This window comes from Pseudofrankia inefficax (genome assembly GCF_000166135.1).
In the GTDB taxonomy this organism is placed as follows: Bacteria; Actinomycetota; Actinomycetes; order Frankiales; family Frankiaceae; genus Pseudofrankia; species Pseudofrankia inefficax.
Genome location: NC_014666.1, coordinates 4,681,374 through 4,692,636 on the forward strand (window position 1 = coordinate 4,681,374; position 11,263 = coordinate 4,692,636).

9 protein-coding genes are annotated in these 11,263 nt (G+C 75.4%); 8 read left to right on the forward strand and 1 reads right to left on the reverse strand.

From position 1 onward, the window contains the following. Window positions 1-25 precede the first annotated feature (25 nt). The 6 genes from FRAEUI1C_RS19000 to speB all read left to right on the forward strand — a co-directional run bounded on the left by FRAEUI1C_RS19000 (window position 26) and on the right by speB (window position 8,694). Window positions 26-898 carry an urea amidolyase associated protein UAAP1 gene (locus FRAEUI1C_RS19000; protein ID WP_013424953.1) on the forward strand — a complete coding sequence of 291 codons (873 nt, stop codon included), beginning with the start codon at window positions 26-28 and terminating at the stop codon, window positions 896-898. Beyond that, on the forward strand, window positions 898-1,632 hold the full coding sequence (locus FRAEUI1C_RS19005) for an urea amidolyase associated protein UAAP2 (RefSeq protein WP_013424954.1): 735 nt from the start codon (window positions 898-900) through the stop codon (window positions 1,630-1,632). The genes FRAEUI1C_RS19000 and FRAEUI1C_RS19005 overlap by 1 nt, the downstream gene beginning before the upstream one ends. After that, on the forward strand, window positions 1,629-5,243 hold the full coding sequence (uca, locus tag FRAEUI1C_RS19010; RefSeq protein ID WP_013424955.1) for an urea carboxylase: 3,615 nt from the start codon (window positions 1,629-1,631) through the stop codon (window positions 5,241-5,243). The genes FRAEUI1C_RS19005 and uca overlap by 4 nt, the downstream gene beginning before the upstream one ends. Further along, complete coding sequence (locus tag FRAEUI1C_RS19015; protein WP_013424956.1) at window positions 5,240-6,928, forward strand: allophanate hydrolase; 1,689 nt, start codon at window positions 5,240-5,242, stop codon at window positions 6,926-6,928. Before uca ends, FRAEUI1C_RS19015 begins: the two co-directional genes overlap by 4 nt. Before the next feature lie 14 nt (window positions 6,929-6,942). Beyond that, window positions 6,943-7,647: a helix-turn-helix domain-containing protein gene (locus FRAEUI1C_RS19020; protein WP_013424957.1), complete on the forward strand. Its 705-nt coding sequence runs from the start codon at window positions 6,943-6,945 to the stop codon at window positions 7,645-7,647. Between the two features lie 66 nt (window positions 7,648-7,713). Then, complete coding sequence (gene speB / locus FRAEUI1C_RS19025) at window positions 7,714-8,694, forward strand: agmatinase (protein ID WP_013424958.1); 981 nt, start codon at window positions 7,714-7,716, stop codon at window positions 8,692-8,694. 81 nt (window positions 8,695-8,775) lie between these two features. Here the strand turns inward: speB and FRAEUI1C_RS19030 are convergent, their stop codons facing one another. Further along, window positions 8,776-10,026: a benzoate/H(+) symporter BenE family transporter gene (locus FRAEUI1C_RS19030; protein ID WP_232425049.1), complete on the reverse strand. Its 1,251-nt coding sequence runs from the start codon at window positions 10,024-10,026 to the stop codon at window positions 8,776-8,778. A 66-nt stretch (window positions 10,027-10,092) separates the two neighbouring features. On the opposite strand from FRAEUI1C_RS19030, the gene FRAEUI1C_RS19035 reads away from it, so the two are divergent. Together FRAEUI1C_RS19035 and FRAEUI1C_RS19040 are read left to right on the forward strand one after the other, a co-directional pair. Further along, window positions 10,093-10,620, forward strand: a complete 528-nt coding sequence (locus FRAEUI1C_RS19035; RefSeq protein WP_013424960.1) for a helix-turn-helix domain-containing protein — start codon at window positions 10,093-10,095, stop codon at window positions 10,618-10,620. A gap of 107 nt (window positions 10,621-10,727) precedes the next feature. Further along, a complete protein-coding gene (locus FRAEUI1C_RS19040) occupies window positions 10,728-11,252 on the forward strand; it encodes a DUF3291 domain-containing protein (protein ID WP_013424961.1) in 525 nt (174 codons plus the stop codon). Window positions 11,253-11,263: the final 11 nt, after the last annotated feature.

Below are 11,263 nucleotides of genomic sequence, written 5' to 3' on the forward strand. Positions count from 1 at the left end.
GGACGCGAGGAGGAAGGAACCACCCATGACGATGGCCGGCGAGACCCGCGGCGCGCCGCCGCGAGACGAGCACCTGACCGACAGCGTCCGCAACGCCCGGGCCGACGCCCGGGCGCAGGGCGGGCAGACGAGCGCGTGGATGCCGTACCTCCCGGCGTCCAGCAGCCCGTTCTGCCCAGCAGACGTCGATCCGGCCACGTTGGTCTGGGCGGAGACGGTCGCGCCCGGCGGCTACACCCACAAGGTGCTCGCCGCCGGCTCGCGGCTGCGCTTCGACGACCCGACCGGGGACGCCTGCGCCCACGTGATCGTCTACAACGCGGCCGAGCCGGTCGAGCGCCTCAACGTCGCCGACACCCAGAAGATCCCCTGGCAGGCCTACCTGGGCGCGGGCCACCCGCTGCTGTCCGGAGACGGCCGGGTGCTGGCCACGATCGTGGCGGACAGCTCCGGCCACCATGACGCGTTCTGTGGCACCAGCACCGACGCGTTCAACGAGCGCAAGTACGGCGACGCCCGGCCGGAGGGCCCAGCGCCCTCGGGCCGGGCGCTGTTCGTGAAGGCCGCGGCGAAGCACGGCCTGGCCCGGCGCGACCTGCCGCCGAGCGTGTCGTTCTTCCAGGGGGTACGGGTCGCCGCCGACGGCGCGCTGGTCTGGCGGGGGTCGGCCGGCGCCGGGACCCACGTCGAGCTGGTCGCCGAGCTGCCGCTGCTGGTCCTCGTCGCGAACGTCGCCCATCCGCTGGACCCGCGCGCCGACTACGTCGTCGGCCCGTTGCGGGTGCATGCCTGGCGCGGCGCGCCGACCGGGCCCGCCGACCCGCGGTTCGCCGCGACGCCCGAGCTGCACCGGGCCTACCTGAACACCGTCGACTACCGGGAAGCGCGAGGGCTGTGATGACGGCGAGCTCAGAGGTCCGCCCCTACCCGACTGTCGCGGGCGGGACCGTCGGGTCGACCGTCCCCGTCGGCGCGACCTACGCGCCGGGGTCGGTCCTCGACTGGTCCGAGAGCCTCGTCGCCGGGACCGTCGTGCTCGACGAGCGGGTCGCGCCCAACGCGCCCTGGTCTGGCGTCGTGCGGACCGGCCAGGTGCTGACGATCGTCGACGTGGGCGGCAACCAGTCGGCCGACTGCCTGCTCTACAGCGCCGCCGACCCCGAGGAGCGCTACAGCGTCCCGGACACGCTGGCCTGGCAGGGCAACGCCTACGTCCGGACCGGCACCGTGCTGCGCAGCAGCGAGGGCCGGGCGATGGCCACCGTCGTCGCCAACGAGATCGACCGGCAGGACACGATCGGCGGGGCGTGCTCCAAGGAGTCGAACACCCTGCGCTATGGCCATCATGTGATGTTCCACCACGGCTGCCGGGAGAACTTCCTCGCCGAGGCGTCCCGGCACGGCCTCGGGGTGCGGGACCTGGTCTCCAACCTCAACTGGTTCATGAACGTGCCGGTCGAGGCGGACGGGGCGCTCGGCATCGTCGACGGCCTGTCTGCGCCGGGCCGCCGCGTCGCGTTCCGGGCCGACCTGGACGTGCTGGTCGTCGTCTCGAACTGCCCGCAGATGAACAACCCGTGCAACGACTTCAACCCGACTCCGCTGCGCATGATCGTCGTGGAGCCCGCATGAGCGCGGTGGTGCTGGTAGCCAATCGTGGGGAGATCGCGCGGCGGGTGATCCGGACGGCGCGGCGGATGGGGCTGGGCACGGTGGCGGTGTTCTCCGACGCCGACCGCGCCGCGCCGCACGTCCGCGAGGCCGACCACGCCGTGCGGCTGGGCCCTGCCCCCGCCCGCGAGTCCTACCTGCGCGCCGACGCCGTCCTCGAGGCGGCGCTGCGCCACGGTGCCGGGATCATCCACCCCGGCTACGGCTTCCTGTCGGAGAACGCGGCGTTCGCCCGTGCCGTCGAGGCCGCTGGGCTGCGGTTCGCCGGGCCGACCGCCGACCAGATCGTCGCGTTCGGCGAGAAGCACACGGCGAAGGCGCTCGCGAAGGCCGCCGGGGTCCCGCTGCTCGCCGGCACCGAGCTGCTCGCCAGCGCCGCCGAGGCGGTCGCCGCGGCCGAGACGATCGGGCTGCCGGTGATGGTGAAGGCCACCGGCGGCGGGGGCGGCATCGGCATGCGGGCCTGCTTCACCGCCGGCGAGGTCCGGGACGCGTTCGCCGCGGTCGAGGCGCTCGCGGCGCAGAACTTCGGCTCGGCCGGGGTGTTCCTGGAGCGGCTGGTCCGCCCGGCGCGCCACGTCGAGGTGCAGGTCTTCGGCGACGGCGCGGGCCGGGTCGCGGTGCTGGCCGACCGGGACTGCTCGCTGCAGCGGCGCAACCAGAAGGTCATCGAGGAGGCCCCGGCGCCGGCGCTGCCCGGCCACGTCCGCCACCTGCTGCACCAGTCGTCCCGGGAGCTGCTGGCCTCGGTCGGCTACCGGGGCGCTGGCACGGTCGAGTTCGTCTACGACCCGGTGCGCGAGGAGGCCTCGTTCCTGGAGGTCAACACCCGGCTGCAGGTCGAGCACCCGGTCACCGAGGCGGTGCTCGGCGTCGACCTGGTCGAGCTGATGCTCACCCTGGCCCGGGATGGCCGCGTCGAGGACGACGTGTTCACCCGGGCCTGGGAGCCCGCCGGCCACGCCGTCGAGGCCCGGGTCTACGCCGAGGACCCGGCGAAGGACGCGCTGCCGTCCTCCGGGCTCGTGACGAGGGCGTTCTTCCCCGGCCAGGACACACCGGCGATCCCCGGGGTCCGGGTCGACGGGTTCGTCGAGACCGGGCTGGAGGTCTCCCCGTTCTACGACCCGCTGCTGGCCAAGGTCATCGCGGCCGGGCCGACCCGGGACGAGGCGCTCGACCTGCTCGGGGTGGCGCTGGACGCGAGCCGGGTCGACGGCATCGTCACCAACCTCGGGCTGCTGCGCGCGCTGACCGACTCCCCCGAGCTGCGCGCCGCCACGCACGCGACCACGACGCTGACCGTGCTGTCCGACCCGGCGCCCCGGATCGACGTGCTGGCGGCCGGCCCGCTGACGACCGTGCAGGACCTGCCCGGCCGGCTCGGCTACTGGCACGTCGGGGTGCCGCCGAGTGGCCCGTTCGACCCGGTGTCGTTCGCCGAGGCGAACCTGGCGGTCGGCAACCCGCCCGGGACACCCGCCCTGGAGGTCACGGCCGGTGGGCTGCGCCTGCGGTTCTCCACCGCGTCGACGGTCTGCGTGACCGGCGCGCCCGCGCCGATCACCGTCACCGGCCCGCTCCTGGCCGCTGGAGACCCCGGCGTCGACGTTCCGCTGTGGGAGCCGGTCGAGGTGCCGGCGGGTGGGACGCTGACCCTCGGCGCGGCCACCGGGCCGGGGCTGCGCGGCTACCTGGCCGTGCGCGGCGGGCTCGACGTGCCCGCCTACCTGGGCAGCGCGTCGACGTTCACCCTCGGCGGGTTCGGCGGTCACGCGGGCCGGGCCCTGCTCGCGGGCGACGTGCTGCGCCCGGGCGGCACCGTGGCCGCCGGCCCGGCCAGGCCCACCCCGGACGACCGGCGGCCGGCCCTGACCGGGCGCTGGGAGATCGGCGTCACCGAGGGCCCGCACGCTGCGCCGGAGTTCTTCACCCGCGCCGACATCGACACCCTCTACGCCACCGACTACGAGGTGCACCACAACTCGGCCCGCACCGGCATCCGGCTGATCGGCCCGAAGCCGGCCTGGGCCAGGGCCGACGGCGGCGAGGCCGGGCTGCACCCGTCCAACATCCACGACACCGCCTACGCCGTCGGCGCGCTCGACTTCACCGGCGACACGCCGATCATCCTCGGCCCGGACGGGCCGTCGCTGGGTGGCTTCGTCTGCCCGGCGGTCGTCGCGTCCGGCGAGCTGTGGAAGCTCGGCCAGCTGCGGCCCGGCGACACCGTCCGGTTCGTGGCCGTCCGGGAGTCCGAGGCGGCGGCGCTCGATGACCACCGGGCGTCGCGCACGGTCGCGAGCACCGGCGGGGACGGCGACGACGGCGTCCTCGGCCGGCTGGAGGCCACCGACGCCCGCCCGAGTGTCACCTACCGGCGCGACGGCGACGACAACGTGCTCGTCGAGTACGGCCCGATGACGCTGGACATCGCGCTGCGGATGCGGGTCCACGCGCTGCGGGAGACGCTCGCCGCCCACGCCCCGGCCGGGATCGTCGACATCACCCCGGGTATCCGGTCGCTGCAGATCCACACCGACGCGACCGTGCTGCGGGCCCGCGACCTGACCGCGCTGCTGCGCGAGCTGGAGGACGAGGTGCCGGCGACCGAGGCGCTCGTCGTCCCGTCCCGGCGGGTCCGGCTGCCGCTGTCCTGGGACGACCCGGCGACGCGGCTGGCGATCGAGCGGTACATGGCCGGCGTGCGCGCCGACGCGCCCTGGTGCCCGTGGAACATCGAGTTCATCCGCCGGATCAACGGGCTGGACTCGGTCGACGACGTGTACCGGACCGTGTTCGACGCCCGCTACCTGGTCCTCGGCCTCGGCGACGTCTACCTCGGCGCCCCGGTCGCGACCCCGCTGGACCCGCGCCACCGGCTGGTCACGACGAAGTACAACCCGGCCAGGACCTGGACCGCGGAGAACTCGGTCGGCATCGGCGGCGCCTACCTGTGCATCTACGGGATGGAGGGACCGGGCGGCTACCAGTTCGTCGGCCGTACCGTCCAGGTGTGGAACCGCTTCCGCCGCCGCGGGATGTTCGCCGAGCACCCGTGGTCGCTGCGGTTCTTCGACAGAATCGAGTGGTACCCGGTCAGCGCGGACGAGCTGCTGGAGCTGCGGGCCGAGACCGACGCGGGCCGCGGCACCTGCGAGACCGAGGACGGCACCTTCTCGATCGCCGAGTACGACGCCTTCCTGGCCGCGAACGCGGACTCGATCGCCGCGTTCCGGGCCACCCAGGCGGCCGCGTTCGAGGCCGAGAAGGAACGCTGGCGGGCGTCCGGAGAGTTTGATCGCAGGGACGAGCCCGTCGTCGCCACGGGTGTTGAGGTTGAGGTGCCGGCGGGCGCCGTCGCGGTGACGGCCCCGTTCACCGCGACCGTCTGGCAGCTGGCCGCCGCGCCGGGCGCCGTCGTCGCGGCGGACGAGCCGGTGCTGTCCCTGGAGGCGATGAAGATGGAGACGAAGGTGACCGCGCCGGTGGGCGGAACGCTGTTGGAGATCTACGTCCGGCCTGGTGAGCAGGTCGCCCCGGGTCAGGTCCTCGCGGCGGTCCGCCCGTGAGCGACTCGGGGGTCAAGCCCGTCGAGCGGGTGGAGGCTGCGTTCGCGCGGCTCGCCGAGGTCGACCGACCGGAGGTGTGGATCACGCTGCGGGACCGGGACGAGGTGCTCGCGGAGGCGGCGGGGATCGACCCGGAGCTGCCCCTGGCCGGGATCGTCGTCGCGGTCAAGGACAACATCGACGTCGCCGGACTGCCGACGACCGCGGCGGCCGCGTCGTACGCCTACGAGCCGGCCGCGGACGCGACCTCGGTCGCCCGGCTGCGGGCCGCCGGCGCGCTCGTGCTCGGCAAGACGAACCTGGACCAGTTCGCCACCGGCCTGGTCGGCACCCGCTCCCCCTACGGCGCGGTGCGCAACGCCTGGGACCCGGCGCGGATCTCCGGCGGGTCGTCGTCCGGGTCAGCGGTCGCGGTGGCGCTCGGGATCGTCGACGCGGCGCTCGGCACCGACACGGCCGGCTCGGGCCGGGTGCCGGCCGCGCTCAACGGCCTCGTCGGGGTGAAGCCGACGAAGGGCCTCGTGCCGGTGACCGGCCTCGTCCCGGCCTGCTACAGCCTGGACTGCGTCTCCGTCTTCGCCCGGGACCTGGGCCTCGCCCGGGCCATCGCCGAGATCATGGAGGGGCCGGACCCGGCGGACCCGTGGTCACGGACCGGGCAGCCCGCGCCGCCGGCACCGGCCCGGCCTCGGGTGGCCGTGCCGACGCCCGAGCATCTCGACGGGCTCGCCCCCGGCTGGGGTGAGGCGTTCGCCGCCGCGGTCGCCCGGTTCGCGGCGACCGGCGTCGAGATCATCGAGGTCGACATCGCCCGGCTGCTCGACGCGGCCACGCTGCTCTACGGCGGCGCGTTCGTCGCCGAGCGCTATGCCGCCGTCGGCGCCCATCTGGAGGCGCATCCCGAGCTCGTCGGCACCGACCTCGACCCGACCGTCGCCACGATCATCCTGGGCGGCAAGGCCCGGACGGCCGCGGACTGGGCCGCCGACAGCGCCCGGCTCGCGGCGCTCGGCGCGGCCGGCCGCGCCGCGCTCGACGGCTGCGCGGCGCTGCTCACCCCGACGACGACCTGGCACCCGACGTTCGCCCAGGTCACGGCCGACCCGGTCGGCGCCAACTCGCGGATGGGCCGGTTCACGAACTTCGCCAACCTGCTCGACTACGCCTCGTTGGCGGTCCCGGCCGGGTTCGTCGACGGGCTGCCCTTCGGCGTGATGCTCACCGGCCCGGCCTTCTCCGACCGGACGCTCGCCGGTCTCGCCGAGCGGTTCGCGAACCCCGGCCTGGAGCTGTTCGTCGTCGGCGCGCATCTGACCGGCCAGCCGCTCAACGCCCAGCTCGTCGCCGCCGGCGGCACCCTGGTCGGCCCGGCCCGCACCGCGGCGGCCTACCGGCTGCACGCGCTGGAGACGGTGCCGACGAAGCCCGGCCTGGTGCGGGTCACGCCGGGCACCGACGGTGCGAGCATCGAGGGCGAGCTGTGGCGGCTGCCGGCGGCCGGGCTGGGGACGTTCCTCGCGGCCGTGCCCGGGCCGATGGCGCTGGGCAGGGTCGGCCTGGTCGACGGCCGCGAGGTCACCGGGTTCCTGGTCGAGCCGTTCGCCGTCGCGGGCGCGCCGGACATCAGCGCGCACGGCGGCTGGCGCGCCTACCTGGCGTCGCGGCCGGACCGGCAGGGCGGCTGATGGGAGCAGGGGCGGTGGACCAGGCAGCGGCGGTGGACCAGGCAGGGCCGGTGTCGCGGGCGGGCCGGCCGCGGCACCGGCCGCAGGCGGCCAGCGGCGTCCCGGCGCGGGCGCAGATCCTCGACGCGGCGGCCGCGCTGTTCACCGAGCACGGCTTCGCGGCGACGAGCACCCGGATGATCGCCGAGAAGGTCGGCATCCGCCAGGCGTCGCTGTATTACCACTTCGCCACCAAGGACGAGCTGCTCGTCGAGCTGCTCTCCACGTCCGTGCGGCCCAGCCTGGACGTGGTCGAGCAGGTCGGCGCACGCGGCCCCCAGGTCAGCGCCGCGGCCGCCCTGTACGCGGTCGCGGTCGCCGACGTGCGGACGCTGGTCACGGCCCCGCACAACATCGGCACGCTCTACCTGCTGCCCGAGGCGCAGGGCGACGTGTTCGCCCCGTTCCGCGCCGAACGCCAGGAGCTGCAGGACGCCTACGGCCGTCTCGGGGCGGCGGCCGCGGCACCGTCGGTCGCGGCCGAGCTGCCAGCGGGCCAGCTCGGCGAGCTGCTCATCCAGCTCGTCGAGGTCGTCATCCAGATCCGGCGGGCCCGCCAGCCCACCGCCGAGGACGCCACCGCGATCGCGGCGTCCTGCCTGCGGCTGTGCGGCCTGGACGCGGGCGCCGTCGCCACCGCCGCGACCGAGGCCCGCGCCCTGCTCGCGAGCCTGGGCTGAGCGCCCGACGACCGTGACCGACCGACGACCGTGACCGCCTGACGACGACAGGAAGGTTCCGCCGGCATGTCCCCCGACCCGATCGGTCCGCCCGAGGCCACCCAGGTGCCGCGCTACGCCGGACCAGCCACGTTCGCCCGGCTGCCCCGGATCGACCAGGTCACCCGCGCGGACGTCGCCGTCCTCGGCGTGCCGTTCGACGGCGGGGTCAGCTACCGGCCCGGCGCGCGGTTCGGCCCCGGCCACGTCCGCGAGAGCTCCCGGCTGCTGCGCCAGTACAACCCGGCGCAGGACGTGACGCCGTTCGCCACGCAGCAGGTCGTCGACGCCGGCGACGTCACCTGCAACCCGTTCGACATCCCGGAGGCCCTCGACGCGGTCGAGCGCCAGGCCCGCGAGCTGCTCGACGGGGGCGCCCGGCTGCTGACGATCGGCGGCGACCACACGGTCGCGCTGCCGCTGCTGCGGGCGGTCACGGCCCGGCACGGCCCGGTCGCCGTGGTGCACTTCGACGCGCACCTGGACACCTGGGACACCTACTTCGGCGCCGCCTACACCCACGGCACCCCGTTCCGGCGGGCCGCCGAGGAGGGGCTGATCGACCCGGAGGCCAGCATGCACCTGGGCATCCGCGGCCCGGTGTACGCGCGGTCGGACTTCGACGACGACACCCGGCTGGGCTTCTCCGTGGTGACCGCGCCGTTCGTCGAGCTGGAGGGCGTGGCCGCCGCGGTCGAGCGGCTGCGGGCCCGGGTCGGCGACCGGCCGGTGTACGTCTCGGTCGACGTCGACGTGCTCGACCCGGCGTTCGCCCCCGGCACCGGCACCCCGGAGGCGGGTGGGCTGACCACCCGGGAGCTGCTGGTCATGCTGCGGGCGTTCGCCGACCTGAACCTGGTCTCCGCCGACGTGGTCGAGGTCGCCCCGGCCTACGACCACGCGCAGATCACCGGCATCGCCGCGGCCCACCTCGGCTACGAGCTGATCTGCGCCATGACGCCACGCCCGCCGGCCCCACTCGACGGGGCCCGACCTGACGAGGCCTGATCTGACGGCCTACACCCATGATCGCCATCTCGGCCCGCTAGCGTGCCGGCAGGTTCCTTCAGCCCGCGAAGAGCGCACGTGTCAGCGGGCTGACCTTGGTGGGTCGTCCTGGGTCGGAGTGGCCTCCGCACGGGATGTCGGCAGCGGCAGGCGGGGCGCCCGGGACGGCTGACCGAGCAGGCCGGCGGGCAGTGGTCCGCTCAGGACGCTCCGCACGGCCAGGCCCGCGGCCAGCGCCCAGAAGGCGGCGCCGACGCTCAGGATCGTCACCCCGCTGCCGGCCACGACGAAGGTGACGACGGCGGGGATCCGGTCGGCCGGCTCGGCCAGGGCGCCGGTCAGCGACGAGGCGAGGGTGGCCAGCAGCGCGAGCCCGGCGAACGCGGAGGTGACACCCGCCGGAGCCGCCGCCACGACGGTGACCAGCACGGTGGAGCCCGCCGCCAGGACGAGGCCGGTGCACCCGGTGGCCTGGGCGACCAGCCAGCGCCGTCGCGGGTCCGGGTGGGCGTCGGGACTGGCCGCCATCGCCGCCGTGATCGCCGCCAGGTTGATCGCGTGGCCGCCGGCGCCCGCCCCGGCGAGGGTACCGAGGCCCGTGACCGTCATCGCCTCCCGCCACGGCGCGGTGTACCCGTAGGACGACAGCACCGCGACGCCGGGGACGTTCTGCGACGCCATCGTGACGACGAACAGGGGGACCGCCAGCGACAGCACCGACGCCCAGGTCCAGGCCGGGGCCGTCAGCTCGGCCCGGGGTAGCAGCGGCCCGGACAGGCCGCCGTGCAGGCCGAGCCAGATCCCGATGGCGGCCACGGTGACGACGAACGCCCCGGGGACCGCCCAGCGCGGCGCGAACCGCAGCAGCAGGAGCCAGGCGACGACCACGGGCGCGACGAGCGCCGGCTGCGTGGCCAGGCCGTGCACCGGGGCGAGGCACAGCTCCAGCAGCACCCCGGCGAGCATCGCCTGGGCGATCGGCGTCGGGATCGCCGCGATGAGGTCGCCGAGCCGCGGCCAGGCCGCGGTGAGCAGGATGAGCCCGCCGACGATGAGGAAGGCGCCCACGGCGGCCGGCCAGCCGCCGTGCACGGCGCCGGTCGAGGCGAGCAGCGCGGCGCCGGGCGTCGACCAGGCGAGCACCACCGGGATCCGGTGGCGGCGCGACAGCCAGATCGTGCCGAGCGACTGGGTCACGGTGAGGGCGAGCAGGCCCGACGCCGCCTGGCCGGTGCTAGCGCCGACACCGCGCAGCCCGGTCAGCACCACCACCGAGGCGCCGAGGAACCCCACCAGCGCGGTCACGACGCCGGCGCTGACGGTATGCCGCATCCGCTGTTCCATATACAGAACCTACGTGACCGTTCCACGGACAGAACGCTCGTTAGGGTGTCGTTCATGGACTCCGAGGTCGCGGCCGCCGTCGGCGCCCGGCTGCGGGCGACCAGGCAGGCCCGCGACCTGTCCGTCGGCGCTCTCGCGGCCCGGGCCGGCGTCGGCAAGGGATCGCTCTCGGAGATCGAGAACGGCGTGCGCAACCCGACGCTGGGGACGCTGTACGCGCTCGCCGGGGCGCTCGAGGTCCCGCTCGCGACGCTGCTCGCGGACCGCCCCGGCGTCGAGGTCGCCTCGCCGGGCATCGGCGCCCGGCTGCTCGACGCGACCCGCCACCCGGACGGCACCACGGTCGAGGTGTACCTGCTGCACCTCGACGTCGGCGCCCGGCACCGCTCCCCCGCCCACGGCGCGGGCGTCGTCGAGCACCTGCTGGTCACCCACGGCCAGGCGCTCGCCGGGCTCCCCGGCCGGGAGACCGCCGTCGGCCCCGGCCAGACCGCCGTCTGGGAGAGCAGCGCCGAGCACGGCTACACGGTCCTCGGCGACGCCCCGGTCGAGGCGGTCCTCACCATCCGCTCCCCGGCCTGACCGGCCCTCCTGCCCAGGGCACTGGCGGCGGTCGCCCGCCTGCCGAGGTCCCGGGCATCCCGCCCAAAGGCGTCGACGCCGCCGTCGGCGCGGTTATCGTCCCTGGCATGGAGAGCGACGCGGCCCGGTGGGAGCTGGCGCAGGTCAACATCGCGAGGCTCCTCGAACCCCTGGACAGCCCACGGCTCGCCGGCTTCGTCGCCGAGCTCGAACCGCTCAACGCGCTCGCGGACGCCGCGCCCGGCTTCCGGTGGCGGCTGCAGGACGAGGACGGCGACGCCACCGCGATCCGGGCCTTCGACTGGGATGCGGGAACGAGCGCCGGAGTCATCGTCAACCTCACGGTCTGGGCCTCGGTCGAGGCCCTCGCCGCGTTCGCGTTCTCCGGGCACCACCGCGCGGTGATGCGCCGGCGCCGCGAGTGGTTCGAGCCGATGCGCGAGGCCTACCTGGCCCTGTGGTGGGTCCCGGCGGGCCACCGGCCGACCACCGCCGAGGCGGAGGAGCGCGTCCAGCACCTGCGCGCCCACGGCCCGACGCCACGAGCCTTCACACTGCGCGACCAGTTCCCGCAGCCCGGCCTGCCGGACGCCCTTCCCACGGTCAGCGACGACTGGAAGTGCCCGGCCTGACGCCGGTCGGC

Excerpts from the sequence above, each read along its gene's own strand:
- FRAEUI1C_RS19000 (WP_013424953.1), top strand. The coding sequence starts at position 26 with ATGACGATGGCCGGCGAGACCCGCGGCGCGCCGCCGCGAGACGAGCAC.
- FRAEUI1C_RS19005 (WP_013424954.1), top strand. The coding sequence starts at position 898 with ATGACGGCGAGCTCAGAGGTCCGCCCCTACCCGACTGTCGCGGGCGGG.
- uca (WP_013424955.1), top strand. The coding sequence starts at position 1,629 with ATGAGCGCGGTGGTGCTGGTAGCCAATCGTGGGGAGATCGCGCGGCGG.
- speB (WP_013424958.1), top strand. The coding sequence starts at position 7,714 with ATGTCCCCCGACCCGATCGGTCCGCCCGAGGCCACCCAGGTGCCGCGC.
- FRAEUI1C_RS19030 (WP_232425049.1), bottom strand. The coding sequence starts at position 10,026 with ATGCGGCATACCGTCAGCGCCGGCGTCGTGACCGCGCTGGTGGGGTTC.
- FRAEUI1C_RS19035 (WP_013424960.1), top strand. The coding sequence starts at position 10,093 with ATGGACTCCGAGGTCGCGGCCGCCGTCGGCGCCCGGCTGCGGGCGACC.
- FRAEUI1C_RS19040 (WP_013424961.1), top strand. The coding sequence starts at position 10,728 with ATGGAGAGCGACGCGGCCCGGTGGGAGCTGGCGCAGGTCAACATCGCG.